Source organism: Jilunia laotingensis, from assembly GCF_014385165.1.
Classification (GTDB): domain Bacteria; phylum Bacteroidota; class Bacteroidia; order Bacteroidales; family Bacteroidaceae; genus Bacteroides; species Bacteroides laotingensis.
In genome coordinates, this window is record NZ_JACRTF010000001.1 from 3,919,889 (window position 1) to 3,946,108 (window position 26,220).

The 26,220-nt window shown below is 41.5% G+C and carries 21 protein-coding genes; 12 read left to right on the forward strand and 9 right to left on the reverse strand.

Annotation, left to right across the window (positions count from 1 at the left end):
• The first annotated feature begins 34 nt into the window (after positions 1-34).
• Complete coding sequence (locus H8744_RS15345) at positions 35-742, forward strand: TapB family protein (protein WP_262435675.1); 708 nt, start codon at positions 35-37, stop codon at positions 740-742.
• Between the two features lie 134 nt (positions 743-876).
• Here the strand turns inward: H8744_RS15345 and H8744_RS15350 are convergent, their stop codons facing one another.
• Complete coding sequence (locus tag H8744_RS15350) at positions 877-2,544, reverse strand: formate--tetrahydrofolate ligase (RefSeq protein WP_262435676.1); 1,668 nt, start codon at positions 2,542-2,544, stop codon at positions 877-879.
• A gap of 168 nt (positions 2,545-2,712) precedes the next feature.
• A complete protein-coding gene (locus H8744_RS15355) occupies positions 2,713-4,764 on the reverse strand; it encodes an outer membrane beta-barrel family protein (RefSeq protein WP_305067518.1) in 2,052 nt (683 codons plus the stop codon).
• 220 nt (positions 4,765-4,984) lie between these two features.
• Here H8744_RS15355 and H8744_RS15360 point away from each other — a divergent pair, with 220 nt between their 5' ends.
• The 5 genes from H8744_RS15360 (at position 4,985) to H8744_RS15380 (ending at position 10,204) form a co-directional block, all read left to right on the forward strand.
• Positions 4,985-6,667, forward strand: coding sequence for a sensor histidine kinase (locus H8744_RS15360; protein ID WP_305067390.1), 1,683 nt, complete (start codon positions 4,985-4,987; stop codon positions 6,665-6,667).
• A gap of 8 nt (positions 6,668-6,675) precedes the next feature.
• On the forward strand, positions 6,676-7,374 hold the full coding sequence (locus tag H8744_RS15365; protein ID WP_262435679.1) for a response regulator transcription factor: 699 nt from the start codon (positions 6,676-6,678) through the stop codon (positions 7,372-7,374).
• 118 nt (positions 7,375-7,492) lie between these two features.
• Positions 7,493-8,026, forward strand: coding sequence for a hypothetical protein (locus H8744_RS15370; protein ID WP_262435680.1), 534 nt, complete (start codon positions 7,493-7,495; stop codon positions 8,024-8,026).
• Between the two features lie 33 nt (positions 8,027-8,059).
• Positions 8,060-8,947: a dTDP-4-dehydrorhamnose reductase gene (gene rfbD, locus H8744_RS15375; RefSeq protein WP_262435681.1), complete on the forward strand. Its 888-nt coding sequence runs from the start codon at positions 8,060-8,062 to the stop codon at positions 8,945-8,947.
• 42 nt (positions 8,948-8,989) lie between these two features.
• Complete coding sequence (locus tag H8744_RS15380) at positions 8,990-10,204, forward strand: MFS transporter (RefSeq protein WP_262435682.1); 1,215 nt, start codon at positions 8,990-8,992, stop codon at positions 10,202-10,204.
• A gap of 20 nt (positions 10,205-10,224) precedes the next feature.
• On the opposite strand, the gene H8744_RS15385 is transcribed toward H8744_RS15380, so the two are convergent.
• From H8744_RS15385 to H8744_RS15395, 3 genes are read right to left on the reverse strand one after another with little or no spacing between them, the layout of a single operon-like run.
• Positions 10,225-11,250, reverse strand: a complete 1,026-nt coding sequence (locus H8744_RS15385; protein WP_262435683.1) for an ABC transporter ATP-binding protein — start codon at positions 11,248-11,250, stop codon at positions 10,225-10,227.
• Positions 11,251-11,252: 2 nt separating this feature from the next.
• Positions 11,253-12,290: an iron chelate uptake ABC transporter family permease subunit gene (locus tag H8744_RS15390; RefSeq protein WP_262435684.1), complete on the reverse strand. Its 1,038-nt coding sequence runs from the start codon at positions 12,288-12,290 to the stop codon at positions 11,253-11,255.
• An 11-nt stretch (positions 12,291-12,301) separates the two neighbouring features.
• Entirely contained in the window at positions 12,302-13,450 is a 1,149-nt protein-coding gene (locus tag H8744_RS15395; protein WP_262435685.1) for an ABC transporter substrate-binding protein, read from the reverse strand.
• Between the two features lie 95 nt (positions 13,451-13,545).
• Between H8744_RS15395 and H8744_RS15400 the strand changes: the two genes are divergently transcribed.
• The 6 genes from H8744_RS15400 to H8744_RS15425 all read left to right on the forward strand — a co-directional run bounded on the left by H8744_RS15400 (position 13,546) and on the right by H8744_RS15425 (position 21,374).
• Positions 13,546-14,256, forward strand: a complete 711-nt coding sequence (locus H8744_RS15400; RefSeq protein WP_262435686.1) for a precorrin-2 C(20)-methyltransferase — start codon at positions 13,546-13,548, stop codon at positions 14,254-14,256.
• 31 nt (positions 14,257-14,287) lie between these two features.
• Positions 14,288-14,632, forward strand: a complete 345-nt coding sequence (locus H8744_RS15405) for a DUF8478 family putative metalloprotein (protein ID WP_262435687.1) — start codon at positions 14,288-14,290, stop codon at positions 14,630-14,632.
• 75 nt (positions 14,633-14,707) lie between these two features.
• Positions 14,708-15,811, forward strand: a complete 1,104-nt coding sequence (locus H8744_RS15410; protein ID WP_262435688.1) for an efflux RND transporter periplasmic adaptor subunit — start codon at positions 14,708-14,710, stop codon at positions 15,809-15,811.
• A 7-nt stretch (positions 15,812-15,818) separates the two neighbouring features.
• Positions 15,819-18,893 (forward strand): efflux RND transporter permease subunit, encoded by a 3,075-nt coding sequence (locus H8744_RS15415; protein ID WP_262435689.1) that lies wholly within the window; start codon positions 15,819-15,821, stop codon positions 18,891-18,893.
• Positions 18,890-20,149: a TolC family protein gene (locus tag H8744_RS15420; protein WP_262435690.1), complete on the forward strand. Its 1,260-nt coding sequence runs from the start codon at positions 18,890-18,892 to the stop codon at positions 20,147-20,149. The genes H8744_RS15415 and H8744_RS15420 overlap by 4 nt, the downstream gene beginning before the upstream one ends.
• A gap of 460 nt (positions 20,150-20,609) precedes the next feature.
• Positions 20,610-21,374: a CDGSH iron-sulfur domain-containing protein gene (locus tag H8744_RS15425; protein ID WP_262435691.1), complete on the forward strand. Its 765-nt coding sequence runs from the start codon at positions 20,610-20,612 to the stop codon at positions 21,372-21,374.
• Positions 21,375-21,459: 85 nt separating this feature from the next.
• On the opposite strand, the gene H8744_RS15430 is transcribed toward H8744_RS15425, so the two are convergent.
• The 4 genes from H8744_RS15430 to H8744_RS15445 all read right to left on the reverse strand — a co-directional run bounded on the left by H8744_RS15430 (position 21,460) and on the right by H8744_RS15445 (position 26,188).
• The gene (locus H8744_RS15430) at positions 21,460-23,097 is read right to left on the reverse strand and encodes a sensor histidine kinase (protein ID WP_262435692.1); all 1,638 of its coding nucleotides are present in this window, start codon (positions 23,095-23,097) and stop codon (positions 21,460-21,462) included.
• Between the two features lie 484 nt (positions 23,098-23,581).
• Entirely contained in the window at positions 23,582-24,721 is a 1,140-nt protein-coding gene (locus tag H8744_RS15435; RefSeq protein ID WP_262435693.1) for a DegT/DnrJ/EryC1/StrS family aminotransferase, read from the reverse strand.
• Positions 24,722-24,824: 103 nt separating this feature from the next.
• The gene (locus tag H8744_RS15440; protein ID WP_262435694.1) at positions 24,825-25,451 is read right to left on the reverse strand and encodes an MBL fold metallo-hydrolase; all 627 of its coding nucleotides are present in this window, start codon (positions 25,449-25,451) and stop codon (positions 24,825-24,827) included.
• Positions 25,448-26,188 carry an SDR family NAD(P)-dependent oxidoreductase gene (locus tag H8744_RS15445; protein WP_262435695.1) on the reverse strand — a complete coding sequence of 247 codons (741 nt, stop codon included), beginning with the start codon at positions 26,186-26,188 and terminating at the stop codon, positions 25,448-25,450. Before H8744_RS15445 ends, H8744_RS15440 begins: the two co-directional genes overlap by 4 nt.
• Positions 26,189-26,220: the final 32 nt, after the last annotated feature.

The window sequence follows — 26,220 nt, forward strand, 5'->3', positions numbered from 1 at the left end:
ATCAAATAAAATAACTATAACCTATATTTTAATTATGAAACTAAGAAATCTATTCTTATCTGGCCTTTTGTTAATCGCAACAAGTGCCATTGCTCAAAATGACTGTACTTTCTTCTTCCCTAATCAGCAAAATGAGCAACTAACCCGTAATTGTTATACAGCTAATGGAAAGCTGCTGAATATTCTCGTTTATCGTGTTGACCAGGTATTTAACTATCCCTCGGGAATGGAAGTTTTGGCTAATTACACATTTACCAATGCATCCGGACAAGTTCTCCATTCAGGTAACATGGTAGCCCGCTGCAATGATGGAGATTTCTCCATGAGTATGAGTGGTGCAATGAGTTTTCCTGTAGCTATGGATATGTTAAACTCGGATATTTATATGATGGGAGATCTGATGAACTATCCTAATGCCCTATCCGATCCGACAGATCCGGCTGATGACAACGAATTCGATGATGCCACGCTCCGTCTTTATCAGAAAGGTAATAAAAATAATCGGGCAGAGATCACTCTTTCCGATCGTCAATTTGTAACAACGGAAAGTGTTGACACTCCGGCCGGAGCTTTCTATTGTACAAAAATAAAATATGATATAAACATTTGGACACCCAAAGGAACAATTGAAGGTTACGGATATGAATGGTATACTCCCAATATTGGCATTGTCCGTACGGAACAATACAATAAGAAAAAAGAGCTGCAATCTTACAGTGTGCTTGAAAAAATAAAGAAATAGCACACTGGACTCTATATATACAATTACGAATTACATATTATAATTTCTGAAACAGAATGTTTTCGCAATTACTATGTAATTCGTAATTCCCTTTTATTTACTATCCAGATATGTTGCCCATTTTTAAAAGAAGTCTAACTCAATCCCTCAATTTCCCCATTTACAATATCGATATTCTTTGCTTGAGGATCCTTTGGCAATCCCGGCATACGCATAATCTCACCGGCTATAGCAACAATCATTTCTGCTCCGTTATTGATTACGATATCTTTAATCTGAAACTCAAAATTATTAACGGCACCATAAATTTTAGGATCTGCAGAAAATGAATATTGCGTTTTAGCTATACATACCGGATAATGCGCTATGCCCATATCCTGTATTAACTTGATTTTTTTACGTGCAGCTATACTATAAGTCACTACACTTGCCCCATATATCCCAGTAGCAATCTTTTCTATTTTCTTTTCAACGCTATCTCCCACTTCATAGGTGAATTTCAAAGGTGTAGATGGTTGCTTTTCTATGGTTTCAACTACCAAATTTGCCAAATCTACAGCTCCTTCCCCTCCTTTGCTAAATGCATTATTAATAGCAAAACCAACTCCTAACTGCTCGCAATGTTTTCGGAGAAGTTCTATTTCTTCCTCCGTATCGCTTGCGAATTTATTGAAAGCAACAACTATTGTTTGTCCAAATGAGCGCAAATTTCGAACATGTTTATCCAAATTATGGAATCCTTCTTTCAAGCCTTCCATATTAGGTTCCTTGATGCGATCCAAACTTACACCTCCATGCATCTTCAGACCTTGTGCTGTAGTAACGATTACTGTCAAACGAGGTTGAATACCACTTTTACGGCACTTTATATTATAAAACTTTTCTGCACCCAAATCCGCACCAAAACCGGCTTCAGTTACTACATAATCCCCAAATGTCATTGCCATTTTCGTAGCCAAAACAGAATTGCATCCATGAGCAATATTTGCAAACGGGCCACCATGCACAAAAGCGGCAGTATTCTCGGTGGTTTGTACCAAATTCGGATGAATAGCATCTTTCAAAAGAACAGTGATCGCACCAGCAACACCTAAATCTTTCACCGTAAAAGGCTTACCATCATATGTAAATCCAAGAAGAATATTTTCAATCCGTCGACGTAAGTCTTCTACGTCACTTGCAAGACAAAGAATAGCCATTATTTCAGAAGCCGGAGTTATATCAAAACCAGATTGCATCGTTATGCCATCTGTCTTTGCTCCTAATCCGGTGACAACATTTCTTAATGAACGATCGTTCACATCAAGAACACGATGCCAAAGAATCTCCTTAAGTCCGAAACCATTAGATTGATTTTGATATAAATAATTATCCAACAAAGCCGATATCATGTTATGAGCTGAAGTGATGGCATGAAAATCCCCAGTAAAATGTAAATTGATTTTCTCCATCGGAAGTACCTGAGCATAACCTCCGCCTGCCGCACCGCCCTTCATACCGAAACAAGGTCCAAGTGAAGGCTCACGCAAAGCAACGATAGCTTTTTTACCTATCTTATTCAGTCCGAGTGCAAGACCTATGGATACAGTCGTTTTACCAATACCGGCTTTTGTTGCCGTAATCGCGGTAACGAGAATCAGATTACTCTGCTTTACCTTCTCTTCATCAATTAATTGTTCAGGTATTTTAGCGATATATCGACCATAGTTTTCAACTTCTTCACGAGGAATACCTATATTTTCGGCAACTTGCTTTATTTTTCTCAGTTCGGTTGTACGAGCTATTTCTATGTCTGACTTCATACTGATTTTTTTGTTAGTTTTGAATTAGAGTTTGCAAATTTAACAAATAACTCCATACAAATGTTGTTACCTAAAAGAAAAATCCAACAAGTTGTCTGTATAATTTCATACCCATTTTGCTATGACGCAAATCATGACCTTTTTCCACACATGGTATAGACAAATCATTTATTTAAATCGCGAAGTATCTACCGATTCCCTTTGTCTCTCCTTATATCCTCCAAATTTATAGCTAAATGAAATACCAAATTGACGGAAACAAGAATAGTTATTAATAACATTTTGGGTCTCAAAATTGATTCGTGGAGAGACTTGTGATGTTTCGAAAATGTCATTACAACGAACTGTAAGCAAAGCCTTTCCCTTAGCAAAAGTATAACGTAAAGCAATATCTACATTACCTGATGCAGGTAAATCATATATTCCCTGAGTTGCTTTGCTACGTACCATACCATTCACAATCAGTTTTATATTCGGTTTTGAAGAAAGCATGAAAGTATTATTCATAAATGCCATTCCAAAAACCACCTTACGATCAAACGGAATATCCCAAAAATCACAGTCTTTTTCTCTATCATAAACGCCAATCAAGGTTATTCTAGAATTCAACCATTCTTTTATTTTAAATGGGATGACTGCCTGCACACCTGTTTGTTGTTTATAGTCAAAATTCAAATACTTATATATTTCTAATAAACGTTCGGGAGATTGGTACAGAGTTTGGACAAAATAGTCATTCGAATGGTTAAACCAAGCTGTAAAAATATACTTATTATTTAATACATATAATAATTGTGTCTGATATCCAACATTTGGTTTAAGATACGGATTGCCATGAATTTCAGAATATCCTCCTCCCAAATAAGAGATTGCATCTTGTGTTGCCCAATACTCAGGATAGCCTTTATCACTACTGAGTGATAATTGCCAGACATTTCCGGCAGATGGCATATAACTAAGATTCAAAGTAGGGAATATATTCCATTCATTCCAGACTTCATTATGATACTGTTCTACAGCCATAGATACATCCAAAGAAACACTTTCTCCAAAATTTTTATTAAAACCGGCATAGAGATTCAGTGTTTGTTCACGGTGACGTGATGACATGTTATTACTTCCCGGCAGTAGTTTTCCGCTTTCCGGTTGATAGTAATATTGGAAACTATTATCAATACTATTCATGTACATAATACCATAATTGATTCCCCATTCCTTTGTCAAAGTATGTTCTTTTGCTAGAAAAGCCTTCCAGCGATTGATTCGTTGGCCGTCTTTAGCTAAAAAATCAAGTTGCTGATCGTACAATCTACTATGTAATAACTGTGTAGAAGGAGAATTATAATAAGTAAATTCTACCCCTGCTTTCATACCAAACGGTGTTCGGTAATCCATACGCCCATTATGCAGTTGAGAAGTACTTTGCTTACGAGTATTTGAAATCTGTACACCATTTACCGTTCCATGATTATGACCATTTGTTATATTTCCATTATACACTATGCTCAATTGATGATCTTTTGTAAAATTATAATCAACCCCCAAACGAAAACTATGTGTGTTGTGCCTACTCTTGGATACTTCATTCGTATTCATTTGATATTTCGAACCGTCTTCAAGAGTATGCATAGCTTCTTTATCCGTCAAGAAATAACCCCGTCCATGCCCATAGGAATAAAGAAAATCCGCAGAGAGTTTATTTCCAGAATAAAGAAGACTTGTACGCTCTGTCAGATTTGCATAATATTGTTGATTGTATTCACTAAAAACTTCACCCTGCAAAGATGGGGCACTTCCATCTCCTTGTTTCAAACAGATATTAATCATTGCTCCACGCACTTGATAACGTGCCGGTGCAGAATACATAACCTCCGCATTCTCAATTCGGCTAGCAGGAATCGTCTTTAGTAACGCATTCAATTGATCCGGAGTCATATTGGTGACTTTACCATCTATCACCACTGTCACACTTTGACCAGCCAATGTAATTCCCCCATTGATTTCTGCAACTCCAGGGAGTTCTTTCACAGCATCATACACATTGTCAACAGGAAGATCCTTTATCAATCGTGGCAAGTCATACACCAACTTTCCTTGAGTAGCTTTAACAAGCGGCCTTTCGCCTGAAATCATTACTTCAGGAAGTTCCCGGTAAATACTATCTATATACGAGTTAATAGTATCATTGGATTGCGGCATTTCCTGTCCGAAAAGTTGCATCAACGCCAAAATAATGAAAAACAATAGCAAATAAATTCGTCTCATAACATATCGTGATTTTTGTTTATGATGCAAAGTACGGCATAAATAGAAAACGTCTGCGTTATCGGTACCTTATGTAGTGTTATCTACTGTTATCACGACTGTTATTTAGTCTTATCGAACAATACAACTAACTCTCTTTCCTACTATCTTTGCCGTACAATAATCATTTAAGCACATGAAATTACCCCTTAAGCACATAGTTATTCTTGTTATTTTATCCTTATCCGGAATATTCGCTTATCAGACTTACTGGCTTACAAGTCTATACCGCACAATGAAAGATAATGTAGAGCAAAATATAATGGAAGCTATGCGTATGAGCGACTACAATGAAATGATGCTGCGAGTAGCAAATCTACGGAATTATGGTGAAAAACATGGTGAAGTAACCGTGTCGGCAGGTTATACGGATGAAGGAAAAGCTTTTGTTCAAAGCAGTACTACCACTCATTGGGAGTCTAACGAGCAGGATAGCTTGACAAAAGTAAAAACCTTATTTATGAACAAAGATACGGCACACGTTACATTGTATGAAGACTCCACCCAAATAAAGCTTTCTGTAAATCGCGATAGTTTATCACAATATAACTGTTCAGAAAAAGGTCGCCTCACTATAGCTGCCAACAAACGGCAAAACAACTCCCAAAATATAAATTCAAAAAATGATGTGCCGCAATCATCGGATACTTGTGAGAAAGATACAAATCTTACTGCCAATAGTAATTTGGATTTAATATTGAAAGACAAAAATAGCATGCTGGAACTCGCAATAAATTTTCAACGCGGACTACACGCCGGACTGGATGCTTTACTGGAACCAAACTTACAAGTGTATGACAGCTTATTGACCTTTTCCCTTCGGTCAAGAGATATTTACCTCCCACACCAGACATTTTATCTGCAATCAAGTTATTCGGCAGACTCTACATATATATATACTGACACATTAGGAATTGTCGGTGACAGTAAGTATGAACCAAGTCCAAATGCAAAGAATTACGAATATGCATTCGATTTAAAGAATAACCAAACCTATTGTCTGTTAATGGAGCCAGTAACCACTATGGTATTAAAACAGATGAGTGGCATTCTTACCACCTCTTTTATCATTCTGATCATCCTACTATTCTCCTTTTGGTTTCTTATACGTATAATTTTACGACAGAAGACTTTAGAAGAAATAACAAGCGATTTTACAAACAATATCACACATGAACTGAAAACTCCTATTGCCGTAGCTTATGCAGCCAACGATGCTTTGCTCAACTTCAATCAGGCAGAGGAAAAGATAAAACGTGATAAATACCTGCGTATCTGCCAGGATCAGCTACAACGATTGAGCGGACTGGTAGAACAGATACTCAGTATGAGCATGGAAAAGCGTAAAACATTTCGATTACACCTCGAACATCTCGAATTAAAGTCCATGCTTGACTCCCTAATAGAATTGCATAAATTAAAAACAGATAAACCAATCGATATTTCCTGCCAGATCGATCCTCTGAATCTCACCGTTTTAGTTGATAGAACTCATTTCAGCAATATTATCAGTAATCTGATAGACAACGCTATCAAATATTCACCCGGAAAAGCAGAGATTACCATTTACTGTCGGCAATACTCGGAAGGTAAAATCGAAATATCAGTTAGTGACCGTGGAATCGGTATTTCCACAGAAAAACAAAAACATATATTCGATAAATTCTATCGAGTACCGACCGGAAACCTTCACAATGTAAAAGGATATGGATTAGGACTTTATTATGTCCGCACAATGGTTGAAATGCATGGAGGTACAGTAAGTGTCGAAAGTATCCCAGAACAAGGCAGCACATTCAAAATATCAATTAATAATTAATTGGACAGATGAATAAGAAGGATAAAATCAGAGTATTATTAGTGGAAGATGAATTGACCCTTGCCATGATAATCAAGGACACTCTTGAGGAAAGTGATTTCATCATAAACACTGCAATAGATGGAGAAGAGGGACTAAGAATGTTTTTCGATACCCGACCGGATGTACTTGTTGCCGATGTCATGATGCCCCGTATGGATGGCTTCGAAATGGTACACCGCATCCGCCAAACGGATAAACAAACACCGGTTCTTTTCCTCACGGCACGTTCGGCTATCAATGATGTGGTAGAGGGATTCGAATTGGGTGCCAACGATTATCTGAAAAAACCGTTCGGGATGCAAGAGCTTATTATTCGCATAAAAGCACTCGTTGGCAAGGCTTTTAGCTTTAGTGAGGCAAAAAAAGAAACACGGTTTGAAATAGGGAATTATATTTTCGACTCCATTGCACAAGTTTTATCTTATGCGGGAAATAAACAAGAACTCTCCCACCGGGAATCTGAAATACTGAAACGTCTTTGTGAAAATCGCAATCAAGTGGTCAATACCCAAAACGTATTGCTTGAACTTTGGGGAGATGATAGTTTTTTCAATTCACGAAGCCTGCACGTCTTCATTACCAAGCTCCGGCATAAACTTTCGCAGGACGAGAGAATACGAATAGTGAATGTGCGGGGTATCGGTTATAAAATGATTGTAAACTAAGAAAAAGAAACGTATGAAAAAAAGAAAGAACTAACTGAAACAATTCATAAAGCAAATATCATTGAAATGTAGATTATCAACAATATTCTCTATCTTTGCGTTTATATGACACAAGGATATGAAAAAACTAATATTATCTTTTTCTTTGCTACTGGTAACAATCGCATCTTTTGCGCAGTCTGAATTGTCGTCAGATAGCTTGCCCCGTTCTCCACAAGAAAACTACAAGGAGTTCGGAGGATTTTTACTGGACATGGGGTTGATGAACGTCATGCCTTCCCAACTGCCCAAAATGGAATTCAAACTTTTCGATACCGGGAAGGATTTTAATCAATTATTCAACTTGAATCCCGACATAACATACTCACAAGGTATGTCCAATATCTTTTCCCCTTCTTTTTACAGTTCCGGCCTTTATAGATTCGGAGGTTTCGGTTCCACTCAGAACCTTCAGATGGGTTCTTTCAAATTAAAAAACGGTATGCGGCTCAATACGTATGGTGAATATAATGCCAATGGATATAAAGTACCCAATCGCAGTGCTTTACCGTGGGAAAAGAATAATTTTAAAGGAGCTTTTGAACTGAAATCAGCTAATGGCGCTTTTGGAATCCGCGTGGAAGTTCAACAAGGACGAACTGCTCCCTTTTGATAAATTAAAAAGATAATAAATATAATAAGCCCTATGAATATACTGATTATCGGTGCGAATGGTTTCACTGGCCGTAGAATATTAAATGATTTAGTAGCCCGCGAAAAATATAATATTTCAGCCTGTTCGCTTCACGAAGACATTCTGCCGGGTAAAGGTTATCAATTCATTCGTACGGATATTCGTAATGCTTCCGGGATGCAGTCGCTTTTTAAAGAAGTCTGTCCGGATATAGTAATCAATACCTCTGCCTTATCTGTCCCTGATTATTGTGAAAACCATCACAACGAAGCTCAAAGTATTAATATCAATGCAGTAGAACATTTGGCTCATGCCTGCGAACAATACGGTAGCCGCCTTATCCATCTTTCTACCGATTTCGTATTCGACGGACGAAGTGAACATCTTTATACGGAAGAAGACGAGCCGAATCCTATCAATTATTATGGTATTACCAAATACGAAGGCGAACAACGAGTAGCGGAATATTGTGGCAATTATGCGATTGTCCGTGTCGTTGTAGTTTATGGAAAAGCATTTCCCGGCCAGCATGGCAATATTCTGCAACTGGTTGCTGATAAACTTCGTAAAGGAGAAACCATCCGTGTCGTTTCCGACCAATGGCGAACACCGACTTTCGTAGGCGATATCTCTCAAGCTGTAGAACGATTAATGACCCATCCCAAAAATGGAATTTATCACATCTGTGGGAATAATTGTGTAACCATTGCCGAAATGGCTTACCGCGTAGCGGATATACTCAGCCTGGATCGTACGCTTATCCATCCCGTTACTACTGAAGAAATGCAGGAAGCTACTCCCCGACCCCGGTTTAGCGGACTAAGCATAGCAAAAGCAAAAAGAGAAATCAACTATCAGCCTCATTCACTTGACGAAGGAATTAAAGAGATGTTTTCATGAGGACAATCAATAGTGTTATTTGTCATAGCACAAACTATCATTATGAATGACTGGAAAAAGAAATTTATTATTATATGGTCGGGACAGCTGTTTTCTATTCTCAGCAGCTCCATCGCACAATTCGCAATTGTCCTTTGGATCAGCCTGGAAACCGGCTCGGCTGAAGTTCTCTCACTCGCCACTATTGCCGCCCTCCTTCCGCAAGCGGTATTAGGACCTTTCGCTGGTGTGTTTGTAGACCGCTGGAGCAGAAAATGGACAATGATTCTGGCAGACAGCTTCGTTGCCGTATGTTCAGCCTTGATCGCTTTACTGTTTTATCTGGATGTAATCGAACTTTGGCAGATATATATACTTCTTGCACTCCGTTCGGTAGGAGGTGCTTTCCATGCTCCAGCAATGAAATCATCCATACCTTTGCTTGCACCCGAATCCGAGTTAACTCGCATTGCAAGTATCAATCAGTCTATACAAGCGGTATGTAATATTTGCGGACCTGTTTTGGGTGCGGCATTGATTGTTTCCACCGATATGAGTGTGGTAATGCTTTTGGATGTGTTGGGAGCTGCCATTGCCTGCACTACTTTGCTATTTGTCTTTATTCCCAATCCGGTGAAGGTAGAAACGGATACTGCCAGTAGCATTATTCATGACATGAAAGATGGGTTTCATGCTATCCGCAGCAACCGCGGCTTAAGTTGGGTCATGGTTATCGAAGTGCTGATTACATTTTTCATCATGCCGGTGGTAGCGTTGCTCCCATTAATGACTTTACAGGTCTTTTCCGGCACAGCGTATCAAGTGAGTTTAATAGAATTACTTTTTGGATCGGGCATGCTGTTGGGTGGCATTTTGTTGAGTACATGGAATCCCCGTATCCGTAAAGTAATAATGATCAATGTTTCCTATCTGATTCTTGGAGTCAGCTTGGTCGTTTCGGGCTTACTTCCTGCTTCAGGTTTCGTAATATTTGCAGTGATCGCTGTCATACAAGGCATTTCGATCCCATTTTATTCGGGACCTTTTACAGCACTCTTGCAATCACAGATTGAAGTATCCTTCCTCGGACGTGTATTTGCACTATTCGATAGTGTAAGTTTATTACCGTCTATTTTAGGGTTATTGGCAACCGGATTCATCGCAGACAGTATCGGGGTTGCCAATGTGTTCCTGATTTGCGGCATTGCAATTGTCACGGTGGGATGCATGGCATTTATGATACCTTCCATCATGAAACTCGAATATGTGAAACGATAGAAACAATGAGTGCAGTCCCACTAATCCCCGGCCATAGTCAGACTAACCACCTCCTTCAGCATCTCTTCAATCGTTCCTGTATGGATCGTCTCTCCCTGAAGGGGATGGATAACAAAGCCGTTCCCACTGTTCAGATCGCCCGTCTCAATATAAAATTCAGACTCCACATTGCGATTGGCAAGGATACCGTTACGTTGTAAAGCTTTACGCGCCATGGCATATTTCTGCCCATGTCCCACAAGACGTACTTGAGCTGTATATTCATTGTCCACACGAAAAAGCCCGGTTTCCAAATCGAATACAATTCCCTTTCGGGCAAAAAAACGGCTCAAGCTACCATTGAGTGAAAGATCTTCAGGAGTACCGATCGTCACCCCGTTCGCCTTGTCCATCAGCCAGATTTTATCCGCAATTTGCAAAGCCAGTTCCAGATCGTGCGTGGAAAGGAAAATGGTCTTATCCGTTTGCCGACTGAGTTGGTGGAGCAATTGCATCATTTCCACCTTACTGGGGAAATCAAGAAAAGCAGTCGGTTCATCCAGGAAAACAACCGGTGTTTCCTGAGCCAGTGCCTTGGCAATCATCACTTTTTGTCTCTCTCCGTCACTCAGAGTATGTACCATCCGGTGAGCCAGGTTTTCGATCTTCACCAAAGAGATGGAATGTTCTACCACACGTTTGTCTTCGCCCCGGAGGTTCCCCCAGAATCCGGTGTATGGACTACGGCCCAATCCTACCAGTTCAGTAACGGTCATGTTGCGCACATCGCATTTCTCCGTCAATACCACACTGATTACGGTAGAAAGTTCCTTATCGGTATAATCATCAATCTCCTTGCCTGCAATATTTATCTCTCCACCCAATTTCGGCTGAAATGCAGAAAGTGTACGAAGCAATGTCGATTTTCCAACACCGTTCGCCCCCAACAGACAGGTTAGTTCACCGCTATTGATTCCGGCATTGATATGATCGGCAACTATTTTGACATCACTCTTGCCGGGATAACCAATGGAAAGGTCTTTAATAAGAATAGTATTCTGTTTCATAATCATTCACTTAATTCACTTTTACGCTTGCGGAACAGTACGGATGCTACTACAGGAGCCCCTACCAATGCTGTTACCGAATTGACAGGCAAAGCACCTTCAAACCCGGGCATACGGGCTATCAAATTGCAAACCAACGCTAATGATGCTCCGGCAAAAAGCGTAGCAGGCATCAGTATACGATGGTCGGACGTATGGAAAATGGCACGGCAGAGATGGGGAACCGCCAAACCGATAAACATGATCGGACCGCAATAGGCAGTAACAATAGCAACCAATACCCCTGAACAAGAAATAACCAGCAGACGCGCACGCTTTATATTCAACCCCAGATTGCGTGCATAACCATCACCAAGCAACATCAGGTTCATGGTCTTTATCAGTAAGAAAGATAAAGGTATCAGTACCGCCATGATGCTAACAAACAAAAACATCTGGTCGCCTGACACACGGGCAAAGCTACCTAACCCCCATATGACATAAGCACGTATATCCTCTTCCACACTAAAATACTTCAATACACCGATAATGGCACTTGCCACATAGCCGATCATCACACCGATGATAAGCAATGTCACGTTTCCTTTTACTTTCTGTGAAACATAAACGATGAGCGCCATAACGGAAAGTGCCCCTACAATGGCTGCGATGGAAAGGGCAACTTCCCCCATATATCCCAGCTTGCTCAGCGCTACCCCGCCTAAAGCGCCCGAAAGTAACACCACAAAAGCAACTCCCAGACTAGCACCGGAACTAATTCCCAATACGGACGGTCCTGCCAGCGGATTACGGAATACCGTTTGCATCTGAAGACCGCTGATTGACAAACCCGCACCCGCCACCAACGCAGTCAAAGCTTGAGGGACGCGGGACTTCCAAATGATGTTTTGCCAGATGACCGATTCATCCGTGCTTCCCCAAAGAATGCTCCACACCGATCGTAGCGGAATAGACACGGAACCTAACAAAAGGTTCAACAGGAAAAAAAGAAGAATGGATGCTACGATGAGCAACATAAGAAAAGTAGTAGGTCGCTTCATGCCATCGTTTTCTATTTTAATCGTTCGTAATAGGTCGGAGTATAATCAGGTAGCAGTTCGGGATGAAAAACTTTAATCAAGTCGGCAAGCACCAACTCCGGTTCGGTCGGCATCGTTTCGTAAAAGGGCTTTTCACGCATATTACAATAGATAACTCCCTTTTCACGGAATGCCCGGAAATCGGCATATCGAGGCTCCTGCCGCTTTAATGCCTCATAAGTAAACTCACCATCATAACTATTCACGATGCGCCAATAATCCGCCCCTTCGGCTTGGCTGTAAACCGTCTCAAAATCAAGCGTCACTCCTCCGGAACGCGGATCGTCCTTTAAGAAATAGTCGGCTCCGGCATCTCGGAAAAGTTGGGCAAGGAAACTCTTCCCCCCCACTGCATACCAGTTACCGCCACGAATCTCTCCACTAAAAACAACGGGACGTTTTTTGACATCAGCCACCTGCTGCTTCAGTTCATTATATTGTTTTTCAATGGCAGCAAACTTTTGATTGGCTTCAGCCTCCTGCCCTGTAAAAAGGGAGATAAAACGAATCCATTCAGCCTGTCCCAGAGGAGTCATTTCTTTATAGCCCAAGTGGGGAACCAGCGGAATCCCTATCTCACGCATCGCATCGTAACCTCCGCGTTTAAAAGGAGAAATGAAAATCAGATCGGGATTCATGCTCATGATCACTTCATTGTCGAAATTCCCTTCAATGCCTATCTTTGCGGTCTTTCCATCTTTGATGCGTTGCTTCATCCCGGAATTGAAAAGATGCCGGGTACTGGTAATACCGACCACCCTGTCGAGTGCATCAAGCTTGATGAAGTTCGAAAGTTGCAGGGAGGTCATACAGATAGTACTCCGAATCGGCGTTTCAATAATTGTATACCCCTCCGGAACACCTGCGGGTTTCACACCGCGAGGAATAAGAGCGAAATGCCACGACTCACTTCCCTCCTTCTGGGGATCTTGAATATCGACCAAGCGGCACGTAGGAGTATAGGTCACTTTAAACCCCTTGGCATACACAGGAGAAATGCGAACGGAAGAAGTATCCGGAATTTCACTTTCCACCACAACAGATGCCGGAGTTGCTTTCGGACGGCAGCCGGTGAAAAAAAGACAGCTTAGCAGAAGCACTTCTGCCAGTATTCGTTTCATTATCGTTGTTTGCTATATTTATTGTGAGCAAAGATACTTATTTTATCTTGTTTCATTAAGATATTTTCCTCACTTTTGCACGAAAAAGAAGAATAATGAAAGACATACAGTTCGTATCTTTGGGACCGGGCGAGCCCGAATTAGTAACAATTAAAGGGTTGAGAACATTGCAAAATGCCGACTGCATCTTTTGTCCCGCAACCATCGGGAAGGACGGTAAACATCGGTCAAGGGCTAAAGCACTTTTACTGGATTTAGGAATATCTCCCGAACAAATCCGGACTTTTGGATTACCGATGAATAAAGACAGAGATCAGGCCCTTGAAGCTTACGACCAAATATATGAATCAGCTCTTGTATTCCAGCAACAAGACAAACAGGTTGCCATAGTAGCCGAAGGAGATTCCGGATTCTATTCCTCTATACATTATATATATGACCGCTTACGAAATTCAGAGAAGCCGGTAAGTTGCATACCGGGGGTACCGGCTTTTATTGCGGCAGGTGCTATGATCGGATTGCACATCGCCAGTCAGGAAGAACGGATGATCGTCATTCCGGGAATAGTGACCTGTACGGAACTGGAAGACTATCTGAAGCAGAAAACAGTGGTTGTCCTTATGAAACTCTCCTTATGTACGGATGAAGTTCATGCCTGTATCGATAAGCACCCGGAATACAAATTCCACTATTTTGAAAACGTAGGAACGGAAAATGAATATTATTCCCAAGACACTCACGAACTACAAACTAAAAGTTTTCCCTACTTTTCGCTAATGATTATACGCTATTCGGAAGAAAGTTAATATCTTTGCAGAAACGACAACGAATGTGTAAGTGAAAAAGGTTGCAAGTTCGATTATAAAATATTTACTGATCGTATTCTTTCTGTATTATTATATAGGAACAACTGCTTTCGTTCACACCCATTATTTCGATAAATATACTGTAACCCACTCCCACCCGTATTTTCCGGGAACTCATCATTCACACTCTACAGCCGAAATAGAGACTATCGGGTTACTGAATATGTTGGTTGCAGATACGACTCCGTTGTTCTCTGTCATCTTTGCATTATCACTGATAAGCATCATCAGTCAGACGGCAATCAGTTTTACCACCCACAAAGAGCTTCACCTCTCTCATCTACGTGCCCCACCGGTGATTGAAAAGGTATTTTAAAACTACTATTTAATCACAAAAAGTAAAACTCTCCCTTTCGAATGTCGAAAAGGGAGTTTATAAACGTATATCAACATGAAACAATTTATAGCACTATGCCTGATAGGTATAGTAACTTTCTCATGTACCGGTGGTTCAAAAGACAGCACATCACAAGATGTGACGGTACAGGGAGATACCATCATTGTATCCTCCCAATCACTTGCGCAGAAGATAAAAACAGCCATCGTGCAAAAAGAACTCCATCAACGCTCCTTTACCACTTCAGGAGTCGTAAAAGCCATCCCTAATCAGTACGCTGAAATCGCATCTCCTTTTGCAGGACGCATTACCCAATCATTCGTACGTCTGGGACAAAAAGTAAGTAAAGGCAGCCCCATATTCGCAATCAGCTCTCCGGAATTCTTTGAGACCGGAAAGGCATATTATCAAGCGAAGCAGGAGATGGAACTCGCATTGAAAAGTCTTAAACGCGAGAAAGACCTTCTGAACAACAAAGTTGGTGTTCAGAAAGAGGTGGAAGAAGCCGAAGTAAACTACGAACTCAAAAAGAAAGATTATGAGAACACGCTTGCCGCACTAAAAGTATTCCAAATCGATCCTTCGGAACTTGTATTGGGACAACCGTTGATCGTTCGTTCACCCATTAACGGAGAAGTAGTGACCAACAATATCGTACTGGGGCAGTATTTGAAAGAGGATGCCGAACCGGTAGCCATCATTGCCGACCTGAACAAAGTCTGGGTAGCGGCCAACGTGAAGGAGAAGGACATCCCACTGATCCAATCACTCGATAAAGTGGAAGTATCACTTGTTTCAATGCCCGACCGTATTTTCACCGGCAGCATTTATCACATCAATGAAATGCTGGATGAAGATACACGCGCTGTAGAAGTCTTGATAGAGTGTGACAATCACGAACGGGAAATGAAACCTGCCATGTACGGTTCGGTGAAACTGACAGATACGGCAGTCGATGCCGTTTTAGTTCCCACAGCTGCCATTCTGCAACAAGAAGATGCAAGTTACGTACTCGTTGCTTTGGGCGAAAACCGCTATCAAAAGAGAAACATTACCACCGCCTGTACCGATGGAGATCGCACGGTTATCGCTTCCGGCTTACAGCCCGGTGAGAAGATCATGACGGAAGGAGCTTTTTATTTTATCGATGCCCGCTAATAAATCTATGAAGAAGATAATTTATCTGGCGTTACACCGGCGAGGGCTGATGTTCGTCTTATTTGCCTTTTTAGGCATAGTGGGTTATTACTCTTGGACACAGTTGGCTATCGATGCCTATCCTGATATTGCCGATACGACGGTTCAGATTGTGACACAAGTACCGGGTCTGGCAGCCGAAGAGATTGAACAACAAATTTCAATCCCCATCGAAAGAGCTGTAAACGGACTTCCAGGGCTGAACGTGATGCGCAGTAAGAATACCTTCGGATTAAGTACGGTCGTTTTAGTATTTGACGATGGTATTGACGATTACTGGGCACGCCAACGAGTGCAGGAACGGCTGGTAGATGTAGAGTTACCTTATGATGCCGTACCGGGACTAAATCCGTTGACATCCCCTACCGGTGAAATCTTCCGTTATGTGATTGAAAGCGATAACCTGGATCTCCGGGAAATCACCGATTTGCACAAATGGGTGATTATCCCCCGGCTGAAACAGGTGACGGGCGTTGCCGACGTAAGCAATTACGGTGGCATAACTACCCAATACCAGATAGAGATCGATCCGCACAAAATGGAACAATACAATGTCACATTAAGCGATGTCACGGAAAAAATAGAGAAAAACAATGTGAATGCCGGTGGTAGTATGCTGACACATGGCGATCTGAGTTACGTAATCCGGGGAATCGGTCTGGTAAAAGACCTTGAAGACTTGGGAAACATTGTGATAAAAACCGAAAAGGGGGTACCCGTCTATCTGAATGATATTGGAAAACTAAAATATGGCAACCTGGAACGTAAAGGAGTACTCGGTTTCAATGATGGAGTACACAATTACAATGACGGTGTTGAAGGCATCGTGCAAATGTTACGGGGGGAAAATCCATCCAAAGTACTACAAGACGTACATACGGCAGTCGAAGAATTGAATAATGAGATGCTGCCTGAAGGCACGCGCATCCATCCGTTCATGGACCGGACAGAGTTGGTCAATACTACCCTTCATACCGTATCGCATACCCTGTTCGAAGGAATGATACTGGTTGTACTGGTACTCATCTTGTTTCTTAAAAGCTGGCGCGGAGCGCTGTTGGTAGCATTGACTATCCCATTGGCACTTCTCATAGCCTTTATCCTGATGCACGTCACCGATATTCCCGCCAATTTGCTGTCATTGGGTGCCATCGACTTCGGCATTATCGTGGACGGAGCCATTGTCATGATGGAAACCATTTTGAAGAAACGCGAACGCCATCCGGACGAAATGTTGACAGAAGACTCTATCATGAGACGGACGACTGAAGTTGCCCGCCCCATCTTCTTCTCCACACTCATCATCATCACTGCCTATCTCCCTTTATTTGCCTTTGAACATATCGAGAAAAAGCTATTCACCCCGATGGCATATACAGTAGGCTATGCGTTGATCGGTGCATTGGTGGTGGCACTGCTCCTCATCCCCGGACTGGCTTTCATGGCGTATCGCAAACCACGCCCGGTTTCCCATAACCGTTGGTTGGAAAAGTTGGGAAACTTGTATAATGCACAAACTGAAAGACTGATCGACCGACGGAACTTGATTTTATCTTCCCTGGTCATCATCCTGGTAGCAGCCGGCGGACTGAGCTGGATGGTAGGAAAAGATTTCCTTCCTCCTCTGGACGAAGGTTCCATCTGGATACAAGTGCAACTGCCTCCGGGCATCTCCATCGAAAAGTCAAAAGAGATGGGAGCCGAATTGCGGGAAACCATTCGTAAATTCCCGGAAGTATCATACGTGATGACACAAGTGGGACGCGACGACGAAGGTGCCGAAGCTTTTTCGCTCTCACATATAGAGTGCGGGGTCGGCCTGAAACCTTACTCCACTTGGGAACATGGCAAGACCAAAGCCGACTTGATAGAGGAAATGAATGAGAAACTACAGAGGATGCCTGGATATACCGTCAGCTTTTCACAGCCGATTATCGACATGGTGATGGATCAGATAGCCGGGGCGCACAGCGATCTCGCAATCAAAATCTACGGAGATGACATAGCAGAAACCCGTCATATCGCTGAACAGGTAGAAGGAGTAGTCAAGAACATACCCGGTGCGGTAGACGTAGCTATCGATCAGGAACCACCGATGCCCCAGCTACAGATTGTGGCAGACCGTGACCGCATCGCCCAATATGGATTGAACGTTTCGGACGTTGCCGACCTCATCGAATTGGCAATCGGAGGAAAAGCAATCTCTCAGATATTTGTCGGCAGCAAATCCTATGATGTCATCTGCCGTTTCAACGATGAGAGCCGCAATACTCCGGAACGAATCGGCAACTTGATGCTGACTACGGATTCGGGGAGTAAAATCCCTCTGAGCCAGATAGCGGATATCAAGATGACAACCGGTGCCAGCACCATCTCCCGTGAAATGAACAAACGCCATCTGACGATCCATGTAAACCTGCGGGGTACGGACTTGACCACCTTCCTCAATCAAGCCAATAAAGCCATTAGCAATCAGGTGAAATACGACCCGGCAGACTACCATCTGAAATGGGCGGGACAATTTGAGAACCAGAATCGCGCCTATTCGCGCCTGGGAATTGTCGTACCGTTGGCACTAGGGGTAATGCTATTGTTGTTATTCGCGGCATTGGGGCATTTCCGGCAGGCTGCTCTGCTGATGTGCATAGTCCCGCTGGCACTCTTTGGAGGCATGCTTGCCCTGAACGTACGCGGAATGACACTTAATGTATCTTCTGCCGTAGGCTTTATCGCTTTGATCGGAGTGGCCATACAAAATGGAGTGATAATGATTTCACACATCAATAATCTTCGTTCGAGAGGCAGAGATCTGAGAGAAGCAGTAATCACAGGGGCACGACATCGTTTCCGTCCGATATTGATGACGGCAACCGTAGCCATCTTGGGATTGCTCCCGGCATCTCTGTCGACCGGCATCGGATCGGATGTTCAACGTCCTCTTGCCACGGTCATCGTATACGGATTGCTGTTTGCGACGATAATCACATTGTACATTCTCCCCGCATTATATTATATGATGGAAAAAAGAATTGAAGAAAAATGAAAAGAATCCATATACTAATTCTGCTTGCAACGAGCCTTTCGTTGCAAGCGCAAAACAAGTCTGTTTCTCTGCCCTATCGTGAGTATCTTGAAAAGGTCAATACTGGAAACCTGGAATATGCAGCCGAAAAATTGAACGTCAGTGCATCACATGCGGGCGTAGTGGCGGCAAAAGTGTTCAACGACCCCGAGCTTTCAGTAAGCTACTTCAATAACGAGAACAAGAAGTTACAAATGGGTGAAGGTTTTGCCGTTGGGCTAAGCCAGACCTTGACATTAGGCAAAAGAGGTGCGGCAATCGGAATGGCACGGAGCGAAAGTGCATTGACAGAAGCGTTGCTAGCCGATTATTTCCGTAATCTTCGTGCCGAAGCCACATTAACGTATCTGGAAGCAGTGAAACAACAACGCCTTTATGATGTTACCCGAAAGGCATATGAAAACCTTAGGCAATTGGCCGAATCCGACAGCATCCGTTTCCGCTTGGGCAAAATCATGGAAGTGGACGCTACACAAAGCAAACTGGAGGCGGGCATATTGGGCAATGAATTATTGCAGGCCGGCACTAAACTTAAAAACGCATATTCAGCGCTCTCTGTAATGATGGGTACATTCAGCATTGACACCCTTTATCAACCTACCGCCCAGTTGCAGACAGAAATGCATGAATTCATGTTGGGCGATCTGATAGCGAAAGCAGTGGAAAACCGTTCCGATCTCGTAGCCGCCCTCAGAAACACAACCGTGGCAAAAAAAGCGGTGAAAGTTGCCCGTAGGGAAAACATTCCCGATATCGATGTTTCTTTGGAGATTGGCAGGAACTACCGGGTATTGAACGAGGAAGCCCCCGCTCCTCCTTTTACAGGAATAACCGCAGGTATAGCCTTTCCATTAAAATTATCAGCTCTCAACCGTGGCGCAGTCAATGCCGCACGATTCCGGGAGAAACAGGCCGAGATGCAATATAGCCAAGCTCGCCTACAGGTACAAACGGAAGTTATGCAGGCATACCACCAATACCAATCCTTAGCCGAACAAATGAAACATTATGAGAATGGATTATTAAAGCAGGCTCAGGAAGTTCTTGACGGAAAGATTTACAGTTATAACCGGGGAGAAGTCTCTTTACTTGAAGTCCTGAATGCACAACGAACTTTTGATGAAGTGCAGGCACAGTATATCGAGACACTGTTCAATTATAATGCCGCGTTAGTAGAATTGGAAAAAGCGGTAGGAATCTGGGATATCACCCTTTAATCCGTTATGGAACCGGGGTTCCTCGTAGCCTTTAGAATCGGAGGATACGACCGAAGTCACATGAGCCCGTAATGAAAGCACGTTAGACATGGGGATGTTTCACTGCGAAACATGGGGGTGTCTGACTGCGAGACATGGGGGTGTTTAACAGTGAAACATCCCCATGTTTAACATGCTTAGGTTTAATGAAAAGGAAGCTATCTTTTAAACGAACAGTCGTTACCTTTAAAACAAACCAGAACAAACCTGATTTGCATTCCCATTCCCCTGCCTACGATTAAATCTATACGAGAAGAACCAAACTCCTCCTCCCCCATGTCCTTCCCACCAATATTGAGTCATCAGACTCCTCCTTAGTATAATCTGTGTTAATCTTCCCTTACACCTGAAAACTTTCCTGAAGAAGCGGCTGTTGTACAATGCGATTAAACTTTATTTATCATCCCTAATATATACTATTATGACTAAACCTGATTCCCCTTCCGTAGAAAACGGAAGCAAGCAAGCGCCCGAAAGTTTTTATATCAAAATTACTCCTGACGGTCCTTACCTTGTGTATGGCAACCCTCCCATAGACCAGGAAATCATTTTACCAAATGAAGAAGGTTCCTCATGGGTCTATCAACGCGGAAAACATTTCGATAGTTCGGCCTCTCCTGTGGCTCTTTGTCGTTGCGGACATTCCAAACATAAACCTTTCTGTGACGGTTCGCACAAAATGGCAAAAGATTGGGATTCGAAAGAAACAGCTTCCCATCGTCCCTTGCTCGAGGAAGTGGAAGAATTGGAAGGTCCCAGCATGATACTCGCCGACAATGAAAAATATTGCGCCTTTGCACGCTTCTGCGATGCTTACGGTAGGGTATGGAACTTGGTACAGCGCGCTGCCAGTGAGGAAGAGAGGGAAATTGTCCGTCATGAAGTAGGCCACTGCCCATCAGGAAGATTAGTATTATGGGACAAAAAGACGGAAAAAATATTCGAACCACCTTTTGAGCCCTCTATCGGAATAATAGAAGATCCCGGCATAAAAGTCAGCGGACCTATCTGGGTAAAAGGAGGCATTCGTATTGAAGGAACGGATGGAAGAAGTTATGAAATAAGAAACCGTGTGACCCTTTGCCGTTGCGGTCAATCATCCAACAAACCTTTCTGTGACGGGACTCATGCTTCCATGCACTTCCATGATGATATACCTTTGGAGGACAGCGGAGAGAAAAGATAATCGTTAATGATTTGTTTTCAGGAATACAATTAAGATCATTTCGTTAGTAGTTAAAGTAGTCAAGATCAATCTGTGATCTGCTACTTTAACTATTCTTCAAAGGCAAACTGACCATAAAACGGGAACCTTCACCAACTTTCGAGACCACTTCGATTTTCCCTTCAAAATGTTCTACTATAATCTTGCATATGGCCAGTCCCAAACCAGTTCCCTGAACGAAGCTATCCCCTTTGAAAAAACGTTCAAAGATGTGTTCGATCATCTCTTCCGGCATCCCCACACCCGTATCTTCAACAAAGAGCTGCACCCGGTCATCATCCGTCAATTTATATCCGAAGCAAACACTTCCCTTGGAAGTAAACTTGATGGCATTATTTATCAAATTATTCATGACCTGCCCCAGACGCATCGAATCTGCAGTTAGTATCGTATCGTCATCAGGTATGTCCATAACAAGCTTCACCTCTTCATCCATATTAAGCCTCTGCGTCTGACTGATTTCAAGCATAAGCGTATTCAACGAAAAAGGTTGAAGATGAAATTCCATCGTGTTGGATTCTATTTTGGATAAATCAAGCACATCAGAAATCAAGAACATTAATAATTGGCTGTTCTTTTCAATCATGGCAGTATACTCATTTATTTCTTCTATCGTTAACTCGGAATACACGCTACTCAGTAAAGTTGAGAAACCTACGATAGCATTCAAAGGAGTTCGTATCTCATGGCTCATGTTGGCAAGAAATGCACTTTTCAGCTTATCGCTTTCTTCTGCTTTATTCCGGGCATCAATCAGCTTCTGTTCTGTAACTTTATGCTCATGGATGCTTTGGCAAACTCCCACTATCCGGTACGGGATATCCGCTACACGTCCCAAATAGACGGATTGTACCTCAAACCACTCCCATGTGCCGTCAGCGCGTTTCAACCGATAGGTGAAAGTGTCTTTATTTAATTCCCCCTGTAATTGTTTAGCTAACGCATTAAGTATTTCATCACGATCATCCGGATGTACCAACGCTCCGAATTCTTCGGAAGAAAGCGTGCCGTTTCCTTCATCGATACCCAAATGGCTGAACCAGCGGGAATCAATTATCATGTGATCCAACTTCATATCATAAAACCAAGGAAAAATCTTGGTTCTACTCAGTGCCATATTAAGAATATATTCTTGCGTCAATTCGCTTTCGATATTTCGGAAAAGGAAGACGACGTTATTTAGCCGATTCTCTTTATAAGTTCCGATTAATGTCCCCTGCACCATAAAGATCATATTGGATTGCAGATTACAGATAACGCAATTCTGAGGTAAATCTATCTGTTGTTTGCCCGAATCCAAATCTCTAATCAGGTCTGGCAATATACTCTGTTTATCCACAAGAATGTCTATAACATCAAAAGCCGATTTACCCTTTATCATATCCCCATTCAAATTCAACTCTTTCAGGCATGCCTGATTCATTTGTTGGATATTTCCGAATTTGTCCATGACAAGGGTATCGAGAAAATAAATATCAAGCAATTGGTCATTAAGCATTTGTCCCCGATCCATCTCTTTTTGAGAATGACGTGTCTTTTTATATTGACTCCACAAAACTAAAGACAAAGCAACAATGATAACTGTCAATAATGCAATAATCCATAAAAGGGTGTTGGAACCTATTGTCATCAAAGGGGCAAACGTGAAAAAACTAACCATATTCTCATTCATAAAATACTCCATTCTTTTTATGTATCGCTAAGCATTATTCCAAGAAACTCAATCTTTTTGGAAATTCCCCCTGAAACTGATGATAGTGTGCGGTACAAATTTATGAAAATAATTCAAGCCCCTCTTATTTTCTATTGCTTTTTTAATTCTAATCCCAAAATTTTCATTTTCAATATACAACTATCTTTTAAACAAGACATCAAAACCTTGTTCAATCACAATGCCGCGCTGATAATATCAGGAAAAGGCAGCCAGATTCTAGAATATCACGCTTCTATAAAAAAGAAAGAGGTTGTGTCAATTTTGAAGTGAACCCTAAAAGTTAGACAAAAAACTTTTAGGGTTCACTTCAAAATTGACACAACCTCAGTAATACAAATAATATATTATCTGTATTAGCCAATATGTTCGTAGTAATATTTTGCGGTTTGAGTAAAAGGAAGCTAGTTTGAACTCAGTAGTAACATAAAGACTAAAGAGATACTCCTAAAAAAGATTATTCTGTGCAACAAGCTTTTATTTGCTCTACAATATAGTCTACATCCGCGTCCGTCACCCAAGGACCTGCTGGAATACACAGACCCATATTAAACAATCGCTCAGAAACACCTGTCACATAACGAGGATTATTAGCATATACAGGCTGAAGGTGCATCGGTTTCCACAAAGGACGGGTTTCTATTCCTTTGGCATCAAGTTTCACTCGGACTTCATCATAATTAGTGCCAGACTTCTCTGGATCAATCAGAATCGTAGATAGCCAATAATTAGCATTGAAACGACCATCTGGATTAGATTTCAAAGTAATGCCTTCCAGGTTTTCAAAAGCTTTCGCATACAATTCATGTACATGCCGATGATGGGCTATATGCTCGTCCAATACACTCATTTGACCACGACCGATGCCGGCACAAATATTACTCATACGATAATTGTAACCGATCTTTTCATGCTGATAATGAGGGAAAGGTTCACGAGCCTGAGTAGCATAAAACATGGTCTGTTTCTTCGATGCTTCATCCGGAACGATAAGAGCGCCGCCACCCGAAGTAGTGATCATCTTATTTCCATTAAAAGACAAGACACCGAATGTACCGAAAGTACCACACTTCTGACCTTTGAACTCAGAGCCCAATGCTTCGGCAGCGTCTTCCAAGACCGGGATATCATATTTCGCTGCAATAACACAAATCTCATCTATCTTAGCAGGCATACCGTAAAGATGTACAGGAACAATAGCCTTAGGCTTCTTGCCCGTCTTCGCGATTCGGTCTTTTATTGCTTCTTCAAGCAAAACAGGATCCATATTCCAGGTATCCTCTTCACTATCAACAAATACCGGTGTAGCTCCCTGGTAAGCCACCGGGTTAGCCGACGCACAGAAAGTGAACGACTGGCAAATTACTTCATCACCTGTCCCGACACCCAACTGGATTAAACCTAAATGGATAGCCGCCGTACCTGCCGACAAAGCAACCACTTCCTTATTCTGTCCTACAAAATGTTTCAGTTCTTCTTCGAAAGCATTCACATTGGGTCCCAAAGGAACGACCCAATTCGTGTCAAAGGCTTCTTTAATAAAAGCCTGCTCCTTGCCGCTCATGTGAGCAAGGCAAAGATAAATTCTCTTGTCCATTAAAATATATGATTAAAAGAAAACGATAAAGCGAAAAGTAAGAGTATGAAAAAAGGATTATTTATGCCATAAATAGTATGGCACAAATAACCAACAAAATAATTCAAATATATTTTTCAAGTTGAAAGTTCTCATAAATTTCACCATGACCGGGATAAAGATTACATCCTTTTGATAAACTAAGTATTCTAGATTTTGATATTACTGCATCCTCCTTGTTACTATTAGGAAAAGAAGCTACCACTTTTAAGCCAGGGATAAAGGAATCACCTGTAAAAATACTATTATCTACGCGGTAAACAAGACAGCTTTTATCATGACCTGGAGTAAAAAAGGCTTCAAGAAAAACATTATTCCATAAACATATTTTCTCATTATCAGAAACTTCAAAAATATTACTTTTAACCGCACATACAAACGAACTTTCCATGTAACGGGATAAATTTAATTTGTCTGACAACAGGCCTGCAATACCAAATAGCGATGTATAAATACGAAGATTAGGATATATAGATAAAAGATTATTCAAACCATAAATATGATCATAATGGGAGTGTGTAATAAAAACACCTTTAATTAGAGTTTTTCCATTATCATGCATCCATTCCAGTATTGGTTCTATATCACCGCAATCAACAAGCCAAACATCATCAGCAAATACCGTGAACAGTACAAAACTATTGGATGAACTTATTGAATTGACGATTCTATATACATTTAAAAATTTCAACGTAAAGTGATCCCTCCATCAATAACTATATTTGTTCCTGTCACCCAACAAGAAGCATCAGAAAGCAAATAAATTACGCCATTAGCAACATCGACAGGTTCACCAAGTCTTCCTAATGGATAGCTTTTAACCACATCACCCATCTGCTCTTCGGACAGGCCATAAGCATTAATCATATCAGTACGAACCATGCCTGGCATAATACCATTTACCCTGATTTTTTTTGAAGCATATTCTAGGGCCAAGACTCTTATCAATGAATTGATAGCCCCTTTCGATGAAGCATAAAGTGCATTTGAAATTGTTGCATAAAAAGAAGAGATCGAAGATATAAATACAATTGATGCACCAGAAGTTATTTTTTTCTTTTTAAAAATTTCTTTCAATAACAAAATAGGGGCCATAATATTTATATGATACATCTTATCGATCTTATCTTGATTAATTTGTTTAAATAGAGATCTATCGTTTATCCCAGCGCATAAAACTACGCCATCAATAGAAACGATAGAATTAACCAATGATATAATTTCTGATTCATTAGTAATATCCGCGCAAATTACCTGATGTTCCGCACCATTCATTTCTGCCAGAACTTCTTTTAATCTTACTTCATTACGCCCTGTCGCAATAACAGTGGCTCCCATTTTAGAACAATGAATAGCAGTTGACCTTCCGATTCCCGACGAAGCACCGGTAATCAAAATTGTTTTCCCTAGTAAAGTGAATGGATTCATTTGTTTAATAATAAATTAATTCTGGTACAACT

Coding starts and splice junctions, on each gene's coding strand:
- H8744_RS15345 (WP_262435675.1), top strand. CDS start 35: ATGAAACTAAGAAATCTATTCTTATCTGGCCTTTTGTTAATCGCAACA.
- H8744_RS15350 (WP_262435676.1), bottom strand. CDS start 2,544: ATGAAGTCAGACATAGAAATAGCTCGTACAACCGAACTGAGAAAAATA.
- H8744_RS15355 (WP_305067518.1), bottom strand. CDS start 4,764: ATGCAACTTTTCGGACAGGAAATGCCGCAATCCAATGATACTATTAAC.
- H8744_RS15360 (WP_305067390.1), top strand. CDS start 4,985: ATGAAATTACCCCTTAAGCACATAGTTATTCTTGTTATTTTATCCTTA.
- H8744_RS15365 (WP_262435679.1), top strand. CDS start 6,676: ATGAATAAGAAGGATAAAATCAGAGTATTATTAGTGGAAGATGAATTG.
- H8744_RS15370 (WP_262435680.1), top strand. CDS start 7,493: ATGAAAAAACTAATATTATCTTTTTCTTTGCTACTGGTAACAATCGCA.
- rfbD (WP_262435681.1), top strand. CDS start 8,060: ATGAATATACTGATTATCGGTGCGAATGGTTTCACTGGCCGTAGAATA.
- H8744_RS15380 (WP_262435682.1), top strand. CDS start 8,990: ATGAATGACTGGAAAAAGAAATTTATTATTATATGGTCGGGACAGCTG.
- H8744_RS15385 (WP_262435683.1), bottom strand. CDS start 11,250: ATGAAACAGAATACTATTCTTATTAAAGACCTTTCCATTGGTTATCCC.
- H8744_RS15390 (WP_262435684.1), bottom strand. CDS start 12,290: ATGAAGCGACCTACTACTTTTCTTATGTTGCTCATCGTAGCATCCATT.
- H8744_RS15395 (WP_262435685.1), bottom strand. CDS start 13,450: ATGAAACGAATACTGGCAGAAGTGCTTCTGCTAAGCTGTCTTTTTTTC.
- H8744_RS15400 (WP_262435686.1), top strand. CDS start 13,546: ATGAAAGACATACAGTTCGTATCTTTGGGACCGGGCGAGCCCGAATTA.
- H8744_RS15410 (WP_262435688.1), top strand. CDS start 14,708: ATGAAACAATTTATAGCACTATGCCTGATAGGTATAGTAACTTTCTCA.
- H8744_RS15415 (WP_262435689.1), top strand. CDS start 15,819: ATGAAGAAGATAATTTATCTGGCGTTACACCGGCGAGGGCTGATGTTC.
- H8744_RS15420 (WP_262435690.1), top strand. CDS start 18,890: ATGAAAAGAATCCATATACTAATTCTGCTTGCAACGAGCCTTTCGTTG.
- H8744_RS15425 (WP_262435691.1), top strand. CDS start 20,610: ATGACTAAACCTGATTCCCCTTCCGTAGAAAACGGAAGCAAGCAAGCG.
- H8744_RS15430 (WP_262435692.1), bottom strand. CDS start 23,097: ATGGAGTATTTTATGAATGAGAATATGGTTAGTTTTTTCACGTTTGCC.
- H8744_RS15435 (WP_262435693.1), bottom strand. CDS start 24,721: ATGGACAAGAGAATTTATCTTTGCCTTGCTCACATGAGCGGCAAGGAG.
- H8744_RS15445 (WP_262435695.1), bottom strand. CDS start 26,188: ATGAATCCATTCACTTTACTAGGGAAAACAATTTTGATTACCGGTGCT.